This is a genomic window from Paraburkholderia sp. BL6669N2, from assembly GCF_003387275.1.
GTDB lineage: Bacteria > Pseudomonadota > Gammaproteobacteria > Burkholderiales > Burkholderiaceae > Paraburkholderia.
In genome coordinates, this window is record NZ_QUNA01000002.1 from 4,048,237 (window position 1) to 4,063,493 (window position 15,257).

Annotated in this window: 16 protein-coding genes and 2 pseudogenes; 8 read left to right on the forward strand and 10 right to left on the reverse strand. The window is 59.0% G+C overall.

Annotation, left to right across the window (positions count from 1 at the left end; genetic code table 11):
• Nucleotides 1–44: 44 nt before the first annotated feature.
• From B0G80_RS40800 to B0G80_RS40810, 3 genes are all read right to left on the reverse strand, one after another.
• A complete protein-coding gene (locus tag B0G80_RS40800) occupies nt 45–878 on the reverse strand; it encodes an enoyl-CoA hydratase/isomerase family protein (RefSeq protein ID WP_116123207.1) in 834 nt (277 codons plus the stop codon).
• 124 nt (nt 879–1,002) lie between these two features.
• A complete protein-coding gene (locus B0G80_RS40805; RefSeq protein WP_116123208.1) occupies nt 1,003–1,422 on the reverse strand; it encodes a heme-binding protein in 420 nt (139 codons plus the stop codon).
• A gap of 94 nt (nt 1,423–1,516) precedes the next feature.
• Nucleotides 1,517–2,194 carry a type 1 glutamine amidotransferase domain-containing protein gene (locus B0G80_RS40810; protein WP_106276935.1) on the reverse strand — a complete coding sequence of 226 codons (678 nt, stop codon included), beginning with the start codon at nt 2,192–2,194 and terminating at the stop codon, nt 1,517–1,519.
• Nucleotides 2,195–2,769: 575 nt separating this feature from the next.
• Here B0G80_RS40810 and B0G80_RS40815 point away from each other — a divergent pair.
• The 3 genes from B0G80_RS40815 (at nt 2,770) to B0G80_RS40825 (ending at nt 4,911) form a co-directional block, all read left to right on the forward strand.
• Nucleotides 2,770–3,333 (forward strand): VOC family protein, encoded by a 564-nt coding sequence (locus B0G80_RS40815; protein ID WP_116123209.1) that lies wholly within the window; start codon nt 2,770–2,772, stop codon nt 3,331–3,333.
• 348 nt (nt 3,334–3,681) lie between these two features.
• On the forward strand, nt 3,682–4,371 hold the full coding sequence (locus B0G80_RS40820; RefSeq protein ID WP_116123210.1) for an oxidoreductase: 690 nt from the start codon (nt 3,682–3,684) through the stop codon (nt 4,369–4,371).
• 339 nt (nt 4,372–4,710) lie between these two features.
• Nucleotides 4,711–4,911, forward strand: coding sequence for a copper chaperone (locus B0G80_RS40825; RefSeq protein ID WP_116123211.1), 201 nt, complete (start codon nt 4,711–4,713; stop codon nt 4,909–4,911).
• Between the two features lie 10 nt (nt 4,912–4,921).
• Here B0G80_RS40825 and B0G80_RS40830 read toward each other — a convergent pair.
• A pseudogene (locus B0G80_RS40830) lies at nt 4,922–5,208 on the reverse strand (SDR family NAD(P)-dependent oxidoreductase); the annotation flags it as partial.
• Nucleotides 5,209–5,360: 152 nt separating this feature from the next.
• Entirely contained in the window at nt 5,361–6,113 is a 753-nt protein-coding gene (locus B0G80_RS40835; RefSeq protein WP_116123212.1) for an SDR family oxidoreductase, read from the reverse strand.
• A gap of 615 nt (nt 6,114–6,728) precedes the next feature.
• Here B0G80_RS40835 and B0G80_RS40840 point away from each other — a divergent pair.
• The 3 genes from B0G80_RS40840 to B0G80_RS40850 are packed head-to-tail and all read left to right on the forward strand — an operon-like array spanning nt 6,729 to nt 8,206.
• On the forward strand, nt 6,729–7,163 hold the full coding sequence (locus tag B0G80_RS40840; RefSeq protein WP_116123213.1) for a DUF3592 domain-containing protein: 435 nt from the start codon (nt 6,729–6,731) through the stop codon (nt 7,161–7,163).
• Nucleotides 7,160–7,705: a hypothetical protein gene (locus tag B0G80_RS40845; RefSeq protein ID WP_116123214.1), complete on the forward strand. Its 546-nt coding sequence runs from the start codon at nt 7,160–7,162 to the stop codon at nt 7,703–7,705. Before B0G80_RS40840 ends, B0G80_RS40845 begins: the two co-directional genes overlap by 4 nt.
• A 21-nt stretch (nt 7,706–7,726) precedes the next feature.
• Nucleotides 7,727–8,206: a type VI secretion system tube protein Hcp gene (locus tag B0G80_RS40850; RefSeq protein ID WP_116123215.1), complete on the forward strand. Its 480-nt coding sequence runs from the start codon at nt 7,727–7,729 to the stop codon at nt 8,204–8,206.
• Nucleotides 8,207–8,558: 352 nt separating this feature from the next.
• On the opposite strand, the gene B0G80_RS48350 is transcribed toward B0G80_RS40850, so the two are convergent.
• Nucleotides 8,559–8,645, reverse strand: a complete 87-nt coding sequence (locus B0G80_RS48350) for a phage tail assembly chaperone (protein ID WP_106276950.1) — start codon at nt 8,643–8,645, stop codon at nt 8,559–8,561.
• Nucleotides 8,646–8,956: 311 nt separating this feature from the next.
• Here B0G80_RS48350 and B0G80_RS48355 point away from each other — a divergent pair.
• A pseudogene (locus tag B0G80_RS48355) lies at nt 8,957–9,363 on the forward strand (VOC family protein).
• A gap of 60 nt (nt 9,364–9,423) precedes the next feature.
• On the opposite strand, the gene B0G80_RS40865 reads toward B0G80_RS48355, so the two are convergent.
• Nucleotides 9,424–10,275: an alpha/beta fold hydrolase gene (locus B0G80_RS40865; RefSeq protein ID WP_116123216.1), complete on the reverse strand. Its 852-nt coding sequence runs from the start codon at nt 10,273–10,275 to the stop codon at nt 9,424–9,426.
• A gap of 126 nt (nt 10,276–10,401) precedes the next feature.
• On the opposite strand from B0G80_RS40865, the gene B0G80_RS40870 reads away from it, so the two are divergent.
• Nucleotides 10,402–11,223: a LysR substrate-binding domain-containing protein gene (locus B0G80_RS40870; protein WP_181196480.1), complete on the forward strand. Its 822-nt coding sequence runs from the start codon at nt 10,402–10,404 to the stop codon at nt 11,221–11,223.
• A 30-nt stretch (nt 11,224–11,253) separates the two neighbouring features.
• Here B0G80_RS40870 and B0G80_RS40875 read toward each other — a convergent pair whose 3' ends face one another.
• Genes B0G80_RS40875 through B0G80_RS40885 form a run of 3 tightly spaced genes read right to left on the reverse strand, consistent with a single transcriptional unit; the run spans nt 11,254 to nt 15,249 of the window.
• A complete protein-coding gene (locus B0G80_RS40875) occupies nt 11,254–12,186 on the reverse strand; it encodes a GTP-binding protein (protein ID WP_116123217.1) in 933 nt (310 codons plus the stop codon).
• Nucleotides 12,183–13,841: an amidohydrolase gene (locus tag B0G80_RS40880; protein WP_116123218.1), complete on the reverse strand. Its 1,659-nt coding sequence runs from the start codon at nt 13,839–13,841 to the stop codon at nt 12,183–12,185. The genes B0G80_RS40875 and B0G80_RS40880 overlap by 4 nt, the downstream gene beginning before the upstream one ends.
• A gap of 22 nt (nt 13,842–13,863) precedes the next feature.
• Entirely contained in the window at nt 13,864–15,249 is a 1,386-nt protein-coding gene (locus B0G80_RS40885) for a sodium:solute symporter (protein ID WP_116123219.1), read from the reverse strand.
• Nucleotides 15,250–15,257 lie beyond the last annotated feature (8 nt).

A 15,257-nucleotide genomic window follows, 5' to 3' on the forward strand; every position in this document is an offset into this window, starting at 1 on the left:
AGCCGGTTTTTACCCTGTCGCTCCGTGCCAGACGACGGACAGCTTCATGCGAGTTGGCCAAGATAGTATCCGAGCCGATCTTCAACATCGCCCGGCTTGTGGAAACCGCGTGCGAGCAGCGCCTTGATGCTTTTCTGCGCGGCTGGTCGCCCTAGCGACGCCATGCACGCGTCCCACCCGGCGGCGATTTCGACATCCGGTGGCAGGCTGGTGTTGACAAGGCGCTTGGTGTTGGCGATTGCCAACTTGTCGAAGCCTGCGATCCGGGTCGCGAGCGCGTCCACGAATGCGTCGAGGTCGGTATCGGGGAGCGCCCGGTTGACGTAGCCATAGGCTTCGGCCTGGTCGCCACTGATGTCTTCCGAGCTCAACAGCACCTCCATCGCGCGATTGCGGCCGATGAGCCGCGGCAGCCGGGCCATCGGACCGCCTCCGGCGACCAGCCCCACGCCCACCTCCCATTGCGAGAGGATCGTTCTCTCGCGGCTGGCGAAACTCATATCGCAGGCGAGCGTCAGTTCACTGCCGTTGCCCGTCGCGCGCCCGCGAATGAGGGCGATGGAGACAACGGGTGCGCGTGTCAGGCGAACGAGGCAATCCGGCCACTGCGGCAAGCCTGTGGGGCCGGGCGGCATGGCGGCGAGGTCCTCGAACCTGGCCAGAAAATCTGAGTGATTCAAAAAGTAGCCGTCCACCGCGCTGTCGAAGACTACGACTCTGACCTGCTCGTCGGCTTCGAGGGCGCCGATGAGCTCGTGGAACTCGGCGATCATGGGAGGGCCCATGACGTTGATCGGCGGGTTGTCGATCGTCACACGCCAATACGCTGGGGACTGCCGGGCAACTTTGATTTCAACAGGGTTCGTCGCCGCTGTCATTTTGGGGCTCCTATCACCGATAGTAAGGATGCTTTGGGCGACGTCCGCGCGAGGATTTCTTCGCGCTTTCCGCTCCTGATTCAGGACATTCGCTACCCGGCAGCATTGCGTTGGACGATCTCGTTCAAGCATCGAGCGCAGCTAGCGCGGCCTGCGCGACTGCAATGTCCTGCTCGATGGTTCCTGCGCTGGTTCCCACGGCACCGATAACGTGTCCGTCGAAGACGACGGGAATGCCGCCGCCAAAAATGACAACTTCACCCGCGATGCTTTCCTGGATCCCGAACAGTGGCATCCCCGATTGCGCGAGCCTGGCGAGATCAGCGGTGGTTTTCTCCAAGATTCTCGCTGTCACTGCCTTGTTGATGGCAAGGTCGATGCTGCCGATAATCGCGCCATCTTGACGCAAGAAAGCGACCAGATCGGCGCCGGCGTCAACCACAGCGATGCTGTACGCGACCCTGAGACTCGCAGCCTTTGCCTCTGCGGCGGACACCATCCGCTTTGCGTCCTCGAGCGTAATGCTGTCGTATGTTCTCGGCATCTCATCCTCCGCGTGATCGAAGCGTTCCGCCCCTGTCCCTCGAGAAAGCGGTCCCACAAGCTCGCCGACTTCAGGGGCCCCCGCCGGACTGAAACTAGGCCTGCAGAACCTTGAGCAACTCCACGGCAGTCGGGCCGGACGAGGCTGGGTTCTGGCCGGTGATCAGGCGTCCATCGACAATGGTCAGTACGCCCCAATTCGCCACCTTTTCAAAATGGCCGCCCAGGCGTTTGAGTTCATCCTCGACGAGGAAGGGCATGACTTTGGTCAGTCCTACGGCTTCTTCCTCGTCGTTGGTAAAGCAGGTGACGCGCTTGCCCTTGACGATAGGTTGTCCCTCGTAAGTGGCTTTCAGCAGAACACAAGGGCCATGACAGACGGCGGCGACCGGCTTGCCCGCGTTGTAGAAATCCTCGATCAAGGCGATCGAGTGTTTGTCATTGGTCAGGTCCCACATCGGGCCATGACCGCCGGCATAGAAGATCGTGTCGTAGTCGGCCGCCTTGACGTCAGCGAGCTTGACGCTGTTGGCCAACACTTTCTGCGTCGCAGGGTCTTTCTTGAACCGCAGCATCGAGTCGGTCTGATTGTCCGGATCGTCACTTCTGGGATCGATCGGTGGATGGCCCCCCTTGGGCGAAGTCACGGTGACTTCCGCACCGGCGTCTGTGAACGCATAGTAGGGAGCGGTGAACTCTTCCAGCCAGAAGCCGGTCGGCTTGCCGGTGTCTCCAAGCACATTGTGCGAAGTCAAAACCAACAGGATTTTCATTGCCAATCTCCGTTCATTGAGGCAAGTGCCTAAACGCGGCATTGCCGGGGCAAACTCTCGAAGTCTTTGTTCAGGTCAGTTGTCCGGAGTCCCCTCGTGCCGCGAAAATGGCTTGATCAATTCTCGAGACGGAGGCTGCCACCACGTCAAGCGGACACTGTCGTAGGGCATCGTGTTGGAGACGCGTTCAACGAACACCTCTATTCAAGACCGGCTTCCAGGTGCGCGCCATCCGGCGAAGGTATTGCTGGAGCATCCGATGGTATGAGGGACTTCGCCGTCCGCCACAGCAGGCTGAAACGAGTGCGTTCCGGGCGCGGATCTCGCTTTCGAAGGGGCTGCGGCGCGTCGCCTCGGCGTAAGGATGATCCATAGCGGAACGCTACTTCGAACACCGAAACGTGCCAGGCACTTTGACGCAATGACGGCTAAATCGTCGTGTTCCTGCTGGAATCAATACAGGAAACTGTGTCGCCACTTGCCATGTTTTTGCGTTTCGTTTTCACCTATCGTGTGTTCACCTACCCGAAGCGGTAGAAGGGGAACCCGTAGCCAACGCCTCCAAGGAGCCAGACATGAGCAACAACCCAATGCAAAGCGGGCACGCAGTTGAGACTTCGCGCGCCGGCATGTACGACACGAAGCTCGAGATCGTCGTCATCCCCGTCTCGGACGTCGATCGCGCCAAGCGCTTTTACGGCGATCTAGGTTGGCGACTTGATATCGACTTCAAGAGGGACGACTACCGCGTGATCCAGTACACACCGCCCGGCTCCGGATGTTCGGTGATGTTCGGCAAGAACATCACCAAGGCCGCGCCCGGCTCGGTCCAGGGGCTGCACCTCATCGTGTCCGACATTGTGGCCGTCCGTAACGACCTGCTCCGTCGCGGCATCGAGATCAGCGAGCCATTCCACGATACGGGCGGCGTGTTCCATCATGCTGACGGGAATAACGTGGTTAGCGGCTTGAATCCCACACGACAAAGCTACGCCTCTTACGCTTCGTTCACTGACCCTGACGGCAACGGTTGGCTGTTGCAGGAAATCACCGTGCGATTGTCCGCGGACGTCGAAGTGGGAGACCCAAGGTTCACGAGCGAGGTTTTGAAGGCGATTCATTCGACGACACCCGATTGATCGTCGCGGCGCATCCGTCGATAACGGCGAAATCGGGCACCTGCCACTGATGACGGTAGCACTGGAGGGCGCCAGCGCGTTGGAAGACGCTGAGACACCATGCCAACTACGAATTTTGCGAGCTCGGCCCGCGCGACCATCTCCTGCACCGGGCCGGCAACCTACCCTTTATCAGCGCGGTTATATAGGTGGTATTCGCGCTGAACGACTTGCTGGTGGATCTCTTCCGCCCTAACCTGAACCTCACATTCAACCACCCTCCAGCAGTTTGCTGGACCGGCCATCTCATGCAATCCATACACCGGCGAACTTCCGATTAAGGAAGGCGGAGGTCATATTGGAGAAGACATGCACGACAAACTCCTCTCAGTCGTCGTTACCCGGAAATGGCAACTTGCCGAGAGTTACCATGCTGTCGAGCTTCAAACCAGATGCAGATCGGAGCTTCCGCCGTTTGACGATGGATCTTGCGTCACGCTCGTTCGCGACGACGTCGTCCGCAAAGAGAAAATATATCCGCTGTGCCGTTCCACGTCCCGGCCGCGTGCCTATGTCATCGCTGTGAGACAGGATGATGGCAACGCAGATTCAAAAACAGCAGACATTACGTTGAGCCAAGGCGACGAGGCGTTTATCGTAACGACACGGAGTCCTTCAGTTATTTTGGACGGTCGTACACAATCGATACTTTTTTCCGGCGGCATTGGCGCTGCATCGATTGCGGGAATCGCAAAGCGGCTGGCGTTGGCAGGGCAAAAATTCGAGCTGCACAACTTCGCTCGATCGCCCGAACGTGCAGTCTTTCGGGAAGAACTCGATGCGCTCAAAAGCGAAAGCAGGGTTTATCATCATTTCGGTTTGGGTGCTGACCGATTGGAACAGGCAACTTCTCACGCGATGAGTCCAGCGCATGCGAACACTCAGATCTACTGCAGTGGTCCGCCGGCATTTATGGATCTCATCGAGCGCCAGGCGCACGACTGGGTGTATCCGGCCAATATCCACAGAATTTTTCTGGGCGACAGAGGCGATGCGTAGTCGACGGACATTCGTGAATGTCCGCTTCGAAAAACGTCGGCAAAGCCGGGGTGCCGGCTAGTCTCCAGAACAAGTCTCCTCAACGTAGCTTCAGCGCGTCAAGACTCGGCCCGATTTTCGATTTGTTCCCGCTGCGCAAGACTGTTTGTACGGTGCGGGTATTCGAAACTCGAGTCAATGCGCCTACATTCGGCTCTATCGGACCATGACGCGGATAAAGACGAATGGTGCGGATATCAACGTGATGTAGCAAGGCGCCCGCGAGCCACGAAGTTCGTCGAGCGCGAAGCAGGTCGTGGCGGCGGGCTGTATGAACGTTATCTAGTGGAGAAATGAAAAGTGAAATTCTCGGTTAAAGATGAAATTCGCTCCGACGATATTCCGGCTATCGAACATGCGATGAGGACCGTCGACGCCGACGCGAAGGTCAACGTGGACATTGATACGAAGACGGTCAGCGTTGATTCGTGGCTGATGCCTGAAGAGTTTCTCGTCGCTTTCGTCGATGAAGACTATGACGCGACGATTGTTGAAGCGTAGACAGGAGCTACGTGATGTAAGAAAAGCCCGTCATATTCACGTTCACCACTGCGGCATAGTTTTCCGTAGTGTGTTCGGTGAAAGGCTTGCCGATGTAGATGCCGGCGTTGTTCACCAGCGTGTCGATGCGGCCAAATCGTGCGACGCCTTCGGTAATGACACGATGAGCGTCGCCCGGTCGCCGATATCGCCGGCGACGGTGAGGATGTTCGCGCCGTCCGACGGCTTGATCGAGCGTGAGTTCGCGACAATGCGGTAGCCGAGCTTGCGAAACGCCCTGACGACTTCGGCACCGATGCCTTGCGACGCGCCGGTCACGACGACAACCTTCTATGACATGCTCATCTTTCCCTAGAAAAATTCTTATTCCGTTTCGACGCCGATCGGGCCGACGGCGCCTATCAGGCCACGTACGGACAGGCTGATTCAGATTTCGCTTAAACCTGCAATCAAGCCGTCCTGGAGCGCGCGAGCCACTGGTCGAGACTGATGCGGCCGATCCGCGCGTCACCGAGCGGCACGAGCGATTGTTCCTCGACGCGGCCGCCGTAATACAGCGCATCGCGGTCCGTTACCACCGGGCGCGCGTCGCCTACCGATTTCAGATAACGCGAGACGATCTCCGCGAAGGGCGCGCGGTCCGGGCCGGCAATCTCGACCGTGCCGTTTTGCGGCGCAGCAGGCGCGATCTGCGCGAGGTTCGCTACGACATCGTCTACGGCGATCGGCTGAAACAGTCCTTCGCCGACACGTACCGTGCCGTCGACCGTGCTGAAATCCGCGATACCGCCGATGAACTCCATGAACTGCGTCGCGCGCACGATCGTATACGGCACGCCGGCCGCTTTGATCAGTTCCTCCTGCGCGACCTTGGCGGCGAAGTACGCGTTCTCCGGCGAGCGGTCGCAGCCGACGATGGATAGCGCCACGTGATGCCGCACTCCCGCAGCCGCTTCGGCCTTGCCAAGATTGCGCGCCGAAGTACGAAAGAAATCGAGTACCGCCTGCGGCTCCCATGACGGAGCGTTTGTCACATCCACCACGACGTCCGCGCCTGCGAGCGCATTATCCAATCCCTCGCCCGTCACAGCGTTGACACCGGTACGCGGCGATGCCGCGAGCGCTTCATGGCCCGCTTCGCGAAGCAGCGTGACAAGACGCGATCCGATCAGGCCGGACCCACCGATTACGACGATTTTCATGGCACATTCTCCAGATGAGAGTAAATGAACGCGCGGGAGCCGGGCGAGGGTCGTATCGCGCGAAAGTGTTCGCCGCCGTCTCATCGCGTGAGGCCATTGTGGAAGAATCATGGCCAATCGGAAAGTGCCAGGAATCGACGATCCGACTAGTACAAATCGTCTGCCGCTTCCCTTGTCCGCGAGACCGTCACGACCGTTCCGACTTCCGCTTTGACCATTGAAATCGACAGGCAGCAGCAGTTGCCGATCTATCTGCAGATCTGCGCAGGTGCGACGGCTTCAATGTCGCTGCATAGCCTGTGCTCATACAGGCTCGTAAGCGATGAGCCATCGTTGTCACTTTCGACCTCGAATCAATTTGCATAATTTTCGAAGATTTACCAATTTTTCACCTTTTGGCTCATCCGCGCGATGGAATAGCGCTGATCTCCCGCCCAGAAAGCGACAGCGCTGCATCAACGTGAACCCCTTCTGGCAGATTGGCAGGGGGAAAAGTCGCCGCCATTTAAACCGCGGTGCGTAGGACCACCAAATCTCAAAAACACATTCTCCGGCTGATCTGTTATTTTGCATGCTCGCACGCCATCATCTAAATGCTACAGACTCTTCGTCACTATGCCGATTAAGGAAGAAAAGCTAAATCGAATTTCAAAAAACGCTATATTTTTCGCTGGCGGCGTATTTTTATTGGTTGCAGCGAATTTTTTATACTCACGGACTACGGATTTTATAAACAACTCCGTAGTTGTGAGTGGCAAAGTCACCCGGCTTAATCACGGCGGCCACCATGTTCAGGTGGAATTTGACACGCAAACAGGCGAGCATATTTCCTCTTCGCAATCGGCATTTATATCCGCAAATGTCGGCGACACACTACCCATCCGCTACAGGCCAGATGACCCCACTCACACTTCAGAGATTGATCGTTTTATGGATATCTGGGATTTACCGCTTGTGTGTTTTGCACTTGGAATGGTCTTCTTGTGCTCTACCTTGGTTGATTGTTTGTTCTGGAAACGCAATCTGTTCGAAAGGAGAAGTGGCAAATGATATCGTTGCGTAAAAGCGGATGGTCGTTCAATACGAGCGCAACGGGCGGGCTTGGCATTGAGTTACTATCCATCTCGGGCGGAAAAATTATTCTCGATGATCCGCAGAAACAATCTCACGATTTTTCTTATTTCGGATTTGGAATTGGCTACTCACGAGGACTGCCGAAAATCAAACTTCCGCCTATTCCAATATTGAACAGGGAAATGTCTGGCACGGGCTCTACGAAAGATTTTACGAGCGACGGCGTACTCTATATGGCCAGCTATTTTCACAGGCAAGAACTATCGACATCCGATATTAAGGGTGCAACAATATATTTCGACGGTGGCGCGGGATTGCTAGCGGGATACGGTGGATCAATTATGTTGCTCGGCATTAATACGGAATTAATTGCTCCCTGGCTGGTAAATCCCGGCATTTTCGCAAATATGGCAAAGAAGGCCCTGGATTGCGCTCCTGCCGTTCTTCTATTGGCGGGCGAGGCAGAAGGATTAATCGCCGGTGGCGGACTCAGCGCAATGATCGGTCATCTCCAGTAAACAATATCCAAACTTTTAATTATGGCGCAAGATATTTTTATTGATATCAACGGCATTTCGGGAGAATCTCAAGACTTCGAACATCTCGACGAAATTGATGTCCAGTCGTGGAGTTGGCAAGTCGCACAAAATTCCTCCATGCTTTCGGGATCAGGCGGCGGCGCGGGCAAGGCTTCAGTGTCAGACCTTGGATTTTTCCACGCATATGATCGAGCTAGTCCGAACCTGGCTAAATACTGCTTTACTGGAAAGCACATTGAAAAAGCTGTATTAACCATGCGTAAGGCAGGCACCGTACCTCATGAGTTCGCTCGCATCACCATGTATGACGTGGTAATTACCAACGTCTCACCGGTTGCTAATGGTTCGATATGTCATGAGCATGTGACGCTTTCTTTTGCAACCATGAAGCATGAATACATACTTCAAAATCCGCTTGGCGGTAGCGGTGGAGCGGTAACAGCTATGATGTATATCAAGGAAAACAGTACTGTCAAATAGTGTGGTGGCCGATGCTGCGTGCCGTTATCTCGGAAGATGCGTTGGAGAAAATGCCACACAGCACGTACACCCGCCAACAATCGTGATGAGAGTGAATATTGCGAATTTCGGCGCGAACGGCGGGCACCGGATACGAATCGAAGAATGTCATGATGCCCCGTTCACCGCGGGTCGGGACGCTGTTGCTCGCGGCGTGCGGGCGGTAGCGCCACCCCCGCCGTGCCCCCTTGTGTCTTCTATGTGGTCGGAGTTGCCGTTGATGTGCACGAAGGTGCAGGCACCCGGCGCAAGCGCCGCAAGCACCGTCAACACCAGGCACATGAGCCGAACCACATGCCCGCGAATAGCGGCTTCATGCCGGTAGCTCAGGCCACTCGATAGCGAGCGGAAAGCCTGCCTGCTGCGGCACGTCGCGAAGCGCCGCCGGTACGTTTCCCACACGTCCGCGCCGGTCTACAGCGTGACGGGCGCATCAGGTGGCACCATCACCTTGCTATCGCGCCACGCGTGGCATTCGTTACGGTAGGCGCGCACGAACATCGCACGGTGACGTTTCTCGTCGGCCCTGAAGCGCGCGAGAAAACGTGAGCAAGCCCCGCGCGAGTTGGCATCGCACGTCCGGAAACGGCCGTAGCACGGGCCTGCGTGGGCGATAGCCCGAGCCGGGTGATGCAAGTATGGAATGCGAGCTTTTACTCCGACATCTTCCGTACGGAACGCAGCGAGCGAGCCGATTCAACGGAGATCGAGATGACCGATATCATGACTGCCATGAAGCTCAATCACGTCAGCTTCCCTTCATCCGATGTGAGCGCCACCGCCGCCTTCTTCGAGGACCATCTAGGCTGGACGGTTGCCGCGCGCGAGGGACGAGCTGGTTTCTGAAACGCCCCGGTTTCGACATCGTGATCGATGACGCCGCCGACCATCTGGTCGAGTGGCCGCGGAACTTTCACAACGGTTTCGAGCTGGCGTCCGTAGAGGAGGTTCGCGCGCTATACGAACAGATGGCTGGCGCCGGCGTCGTAATGAAAAGCGGCGTGTGCAAGTATGAACGCGGCTCGCGGTTTTTCTGCGAGGCGCCCGGTGGCGTTCTCGTCGAAATCAATACGTGTTCGGCCGCCGACGAGAAATATCGCGGCACCTTCGACCTCTGATGTTTTCGCCTGCCGCACCGCCGAGCCAAACCACGCGACCCACGCCGACCCACGCCGGAATCAGAAGCTGACGAACGCCTGCACGAGCCTGTTAAAAGCACCGGCGTTCGACACATTCATGCCGTGCGACGCACCGGCGATGGTTTGCCGCTCCGCATAATCGATCCACTCCGCGAGCTTTTCGACGTTGTTGCGGAACATGCGCGGACTGCGCTGGCCCTCGATCAGCAGCGTTCTGCATTTCACGTCACGCGCGGTTTCACGGGAATAGGCGGGCAACGGATCGCGGAGTTGCTTGGGCAGCGTGCCCGCGTTGTCGATCGCCATGGTGCGGAACGCGACCGGGCTCTTGCGCCACGCTCCCGGCATGCTGACCGAATCGACGAAAAGCTCCAGGCCCGCGTCGATCTGCTCGCTCTCGATGAGTTCAGCGACGCGCGCGCGCAACACATTCGTCGTAGCCGGCAGCGCCGCCTCCGGCATACCGTCGGTCTGCAGCGGACCGCCCGGGTCCGCGAGCGTGAGCGTCTTCACGAGCCGCGGATTGTCGCGCGCAACATGGAACGCCACGCAGCCGCCGCGCGAATGGCCGACCAGATGCACGGGCCCAACGTCGATCGCCTCGATGAACTCGGCCAGTTCGCCGACGTGCGTCTGCCAGCCGAACTCGCCCTGAATGCACGCCTCGCTCGCCGGCCAGTAGTGGCTCAGGCTCACCGAGATGCAGCGGAAATGCTGCGAGAGCGCGGCCGTCTGCGCATTCCAGTAGCGATAGTCGCACAGCGAGCCGTGCACGAACACGAGCGGCTCGCCTTCTCCGCACTCGACGTACGGCACGCAGATGCCCGATGCGATGGTCGCAAACGACAGTTCGGGTACGGCAAGCACTGAGAGGTCGGTACGGGCATTCATGGACTGGCTCCTTTGCGCCCACTATGCCCCATGTCGCAACTTTAGAAAATCGCGTAATATTGATCGAATCTATCTACTTTTCTGATACCAGACTCCTTGAAAGCCCTCGACCTGGACGTGATGACCATGATCGTCGCCGTCGCTGACACCGGCAACATCAGCCGGGCGGCGGAGGTCGTGCATCGGTCGCAATCGGCGGTGAGCATGCAGATCAAGACGCTCGAAACCGCGCTGGGCAAGCCGCTGTTCGTGCGCAAGCCGAGAAATGTGGTGCCGACTCAGGACGGCGAAGTCCTGCTGACCTACGCTCGCCGCATGCTCGCCTTACGCGACGAAGCGTGGGCGGCGGTAGTTCGGCCGGACGTGACGGGGCGCGTAAGCATCGGCGTGCCGGACGATTACGCGTCGTCGCTGCTGCCGCCGATCCTCAAGAAGTTTTCCGCGACCTATCCGAAGGTGGAGATTCAGGTCGTCGGTTTGCCGAGCGTCGCGCTTGCGCCGATGGTGAAAGACGGATCGGTCGATCTGGTGTGCGCGACGCGAGTCAAGGGCTTGTCGGGCGAGTTCATTCGCCATGAACCCATGGAATGGGCGGCCGCGCCGAGCGCCGATGAGATATGGCGCGAACGGCCGCTGCCGATCGCCGTATTCCTGCCGGGCAGCGTCGCGCGCGAGAACGCGATTCGCAGCCTGGAGCGCGCGAAGATTCCGTACCGCACCTCATATGAAAGTCCGAGTCTGCTGGGCCTGCTGTCGATGGCCGAAGCAGGTCTCGCGATCGTGCCGCTCGCGCGCTGCGCGGTGCCCGCACACTTCACGCTGCTTGGGCGCGCGCACGGCTTGCCCGAAATCACCGCGCTGGAAATGGTGCTGGCCCGCAGCACGGCTTCGAATCGTCCGCCGTGCGATTTTCTGGCGGAGAAGATTGTCTCCGAGTTGAGGCGCTAGCTTTCTCGACGTGCGTCCGGTTGGCCGGAGTCATAGTCCGATTTCCGCGGCTTTGAGCGCCGCGCGCGCAGTCAACTCGTCTTCGCGGTCGAACATGCCGATCAGCACGATCTGTGATTGGGCGGATGTGCAAGCCGGCGACTCGCTGATTACCACGCGGTTGCCGACCACATGCAATTCATGCACCGCGCCGTCGCTCTCCAGTCGGACAAAACCTTTCGCACGCAACAGCTTTGCCGAGAAACTCCGCAACGCGTCCTTGAGTTTCTTGCGGCTCAGGTACGCGTCGGTGACAAATGAAAAGCTGCACAGATCGCGCGGGGTGGGCGAGGCGGCCAGTGGCATCGCGCCGATAGGGCGCGCGGGTAGTGCATGCGCCTCCTCGAAGATCAAACCGAGCGGCACGGCCGCGTGTGTGGCCTGAACGATGACACGGCTATTCGCAAGCGCTTCAATGCGCGCTTTGACAGCCTCGCGTGCAGGCTCGCCAAGCAGATCCATCTTGTTCAGCACGATGGCCGTGGCGCCCGCGATCTGCCGCTGCGCGATATCGCCGACATAAGGATCGGCCAGCGTCTCTTCGACGCGCTCCGCATCCACAAGCACGACGATGCCGTCCAGACGAAACGCGCGATCGAGCAAACCGATCTGCGCGATACGCACCGGGTCGGACACGCCGCTCGCTTCGATGATCAGCAGATCGGGTGCGTCAGTGCGCGAGCTTATGGCCAGCAGCGCCTCGACCAGCCGGCCGCCGATCGAACAGCAGACGCAGCCGTTTTCCAGATTGATCACGTCGTCGGTGCGCTGGCGAATCAGCGAAGCGTCGATATTGATCGAGCCGAAGTCATTGACGAGTACGGTGATGCGCCGCGATCCCGCGTTGCTCAGAATATGGTTGAGCAGTGTCGTCTTTCCGGCGCCGAGATAGCCGCCAATCACGACGAGCGGAATCGCACTCATCCCGCCGGCGCCTGGAAAATGCGGCCGCCCAGCACCGTGCCCCACACTTCCAGATCCTTCAGACGTCGCGGCGCGACTTCGGCGGGGTCTTCGGCGAGCACCGCGAAGTCCGCGAATTTGCCGACTTCGATACTGCCCACCAGGTGATCCATCTTGAGTGTGTAAGCGGCGCCGAGCGTGATTGCGCGCAATGCGTCGGCAATCGGCACGCGTTCGTTCGCACCGAGCACTCGGCCCGATGCGGTCTCGCGTTGCGACGCGCACCATGCAGTAAAGAGCGGATTGAGCGGCGTAATGGGCGCATCGGAATGAAACGCAAACGGAATGCCCAGGCGGCGCGCCGATTCCGCGGCGTTCATCCGATTCGCTCGATCCGCGCCCATGGTCTGCGAATAGTGCGCATCGCCCCAGTAGTAGATGTGGTTCGAAAAGAAATTGATGCACAAGCCAAGGCTCGCCGCGCGCGCGAGCTGCCTCGCGTCCGCCATCTGACAGTGCTGCAGCGTATGCCGATGATCGCGTCGCGGATAAAGCGTGAGAAGCCGTTCGAACGCGTCGAGCACGAGTTCAGTCGCCTCGTTGCCGTTGGTGTGCACGTGCAGTTGCAGGCCGGCTTCGTGAAACGGCCTGAACACCTCGACAAACTGGCTCGGCGGAATCAGCCACAAACCGTTGGGCTTGCCGTTCAGATAGCCGGGCCATTTCAGGCGTGCCGTGAAGCCCTGGATCGACCCGTCGACGATAAATTTGACGGGCCCGAAGTGCAGCTTCGGCGTCGCGGTTTCCATCGCCGAGAGCACGCGTTGAGCGCCGCCTTCAGGACTGCGTTGCGGCGCGAACGCGGGCACGATGCGCACGGGAAAATCGGCATTCCCCGTGATTTCACGCAGATTGCGATTGCCCTGTTCGGAGAAGTCGTTGACCAGATCGGTGGCGGTCGTCACACCGGCGAGTTGCGCGACGCGGCCGAAATTCCAGATGGCCTTCGTGCTTTCGCTCGCGGCGATCGAGAGGCCGGCGCCGATCACGCGGTAGACCGGGAACATTGCGGCGAACTCCTGCAACTCGCCGGTGGGCTGTCCGCTTTCGTCCTTGTCGATGCCGTCGATATCCGTTTCCTCGTCTATCCCGGCGCGCGCGAGCATCGGCGAATTGACGTTCATCAGGTGCACGCTCGCATGCAGGATCACGATGGGCCGCTCGGCCGACACCTTGTCCAGTTCGCGCACGCTCAGGCGCTGGGTGCCGAAGAAGATCGGATCGAAGCCCCACGCGAGCAGCGGAGCGTCGGCCGACGTCATTTCGGCTTGCGCCGCCGTCAGGCGCTCGATCACGGCGTCCAGCGATGTCAGGCCTGGCCAGCGCCGGCCGTCGGGGCCACGGCGGTCGTAGTAGCCGACGTAGACGGCGTCCCACATCGCGCCTTCCATCAAGTGGCAATGGCCTTCGACGAAGCCGGGCATCAACACTTTATCGCTGAACGTATCGACGATTTCGGCATCGCCCCATTGCTTGACGTCGTCAGCGTCGCCCACCGAGAGAATCTTGCCGTCGCGAATCGCAACATGCGTCGCATAGGGTTGCATGGGATTCATCGTCACGATCTTTTTCGCAACGAAGACTTGTGTCGCGTGCTTCTCTTCTCGTTGAGTCATAGGGCAGTGATTGAAGTTCGTTTCAGCTCAGCGCGTGCGCGCGGCTCGGTTTCGCGGTGAGATTCACGGCGGTAAGCACCAGCAGGTTCACGCCGAGGCACACGAGTCCCAGATTGAAGCCGCCCAGGTCGATCTGCAACACGTACAGGATGATCGCCAGGACCTGTCCGGTCAACATGCCGGACGCGATGGCGGACGGCCGCACGCGCAATCCGAACAGCACGACCATCACGCCGGGGAAGAACTGCGTCACGCCGTAATACGTGGTATTGATTAGCGTGAGCATCAGATTCGGCGTGAGCAGCGTCATCACGATCGACACCAGCAGATACAACACGATCACTACCTTTGCGCCGGTCTTCTGGCGAGCTTCCGGCATGCGCGGCAGAAGATTGCGCGTCACGATCGGGCCGATCGCGAGGCAAATGCCGGCCAGCACGAGCAGACCGGAGAGCGAAGCGCCGGCCGCCACGAGTCCAAGAAGCCAACCCGGCAACAGGCGGATCGCGGCAGCGAAGAACGCTTCGTTAGGCGACGCGAGATGCAGGTTCTGACTGATCGCATAGTACGACGCGACCACGAGAAACGGATACATCAGCATGTACAGCGGCATCGCGACCTGCGTGCGGCGGATCGTGTTCGCGCTTTTCGCGGTAAAGAAGTTCTGCACCGCGAACGGCATGACGTAGAAGCCGAGCGACTGGAACAGCATGGTGCTCATCGAGAAGGTTAGCTGATGCGGATTCATCAGGTTGCTCACATGCTGGCTGGCGGCATGAAAGACCTCGGTCACGCCGACTTCCATCGACACGGCAACGCCGGTAACGACGATCGCGACGACCATCAGGATATCTTTCAGCACGGCGATATAAGCCGATGCCCGCACGCCGGCAATCGCGATGTAGGTGAAGGCGAGCAACGCCGCGAACAGAATCAGATACAGCGGTTTGAAGTTCCAGCCGAGCCCGTTCAACGCGGCAACGAGTCCGGTGAACTGCAACTGCCCCCACGGCAGCAGAAAGATGATCGCGGAGCCCGCGACGATCAGTTCCAGCGAGCGGCTCTGAAAATGCCCTTTGAACAGATCGGGCAGAGTGATCGCGTTATAGCGCTTGCCGGCCTGCCAGATCTTCGGGCCGATGAAATAGCCGACGGGATAGGCGAGCAGAATGTAGCCGAGAAACCAGACGCCGTACGTCGGACCTTTGGCATAGATGCCGCCTGGAAAACCGACCATCGTGCCGATGCTGTAGATCTCGCCGGCCGCGAGAAAGAAGACCAGGTAGGCGCCGAACTGCCGCGACGCCACGAAGAAGTCATGCACGCTTTGCGGACCGCGTCCCTTGTTCGAACGGATCGCGAGGTAAAGCGAGAAAGCGAGGAAGCCGAGAAAGACTGCGGTGGCCATCCGGACAC

Bases quoted from the DNA above. Each gene is read 5' to 3' on its own strand.
- B0G80_RS40800 (WP_116123207.1), bottom strand. From the start codon at position 878: ATGACAGCGGCGACGAACCCTGTTGAAATCAAAGTTGCCCGGCAGTCC.
- B0G80_RS40805 (WP_116123208.1), bottom strand. From the start codon at position 1,422: ATGCCGAGAACATACGACAGCATTACGCTCGAGGACGCAAAGCGGATG.
- B0G80_RS40810 (WP_106276935.1), bottom strand. From the start codon at position 2,194: ATGAAAATCCTGTTGGTTTTGACTTCGCACAATGTGCTTGGAGACACC.
- B0G80_RS40815 (WP_116123209.1), top strand. From the start codon at position 2,770: ATGAGCAACAACCCAATGCAAAGCGGGCACGCAGTTGAGACTTCGCGC.
- B0G80_RS40820 (WP_116123210.1), top strand. From the start codon at position 3,682: ATGCACGACAAACTCCTCTCAGTCGTCGTTACCCGGAAATGGCAACTT.
- B0G80_RS40835 (WP_116123212.1), bottom strand. From the start codon at position 6,113: ATGAAAATCGTCGTAATCGGTGGGTCCGGCCTGATCGGATCGCGTCTT.
- B0G80_RS40840 (WP_116123213.1), top strand. From the start codon at position 6,729: ATGCCGATTAAGGAAGAAAAGCTAAATCGAATTTCAAAAAACGCTATA.
- B0G80_RS40845 (WP_116123214.1), top strand. From the start codon at position 7,160: ATGATATCGTTGCGTAAAAGCGGATGGTCGTTCAATACGAGCGCAACG.
- B0G80_RS40850 (WP_116123215.1), top strand. From the start codon at position 7,727: ATGGCGCAAGATATTTTTATTGATATCAACGGCATTTCGGGAGAATCT.
- B0G80_RS40865 (WP_116123216.1), bottom strand. From the start codon at position 10,275: ATGAATGCCCGTACCGACCTCTCAGTGCTTGCCGTACCCGAACTGTCG.
- B0G80_RS40870 (WP_181196480.1), top strand. From the start codon at position 10,402: ATGATCGTCGCCGTCGCTGACACCGGCAACATCAGCCGGGCGGCGGAG.
- B0G80_RS40875 (WP_116123217.1), bottom strand. From the start codon at position 12,186: ATGAGTGCGATTCCGCTCGTCGTGATTGGCGGCTATCTCGGCGCCGGA.
- B0G80_RS40880 (WP_116123218.1), bottom strand. From the start codon at position 13,841: ATGACTCAACGAGAAGAGAAGCACGCGACACAAGTCTTCGTTGCGAAA.
- B0G80_RS40885 (WP_116123219.1), bottom strand. From the start codon at position 15,249: ATGGCCACCGCAGTCTTTCTCGGCTTCCTCGCTTTCTCGCTTTACCTC.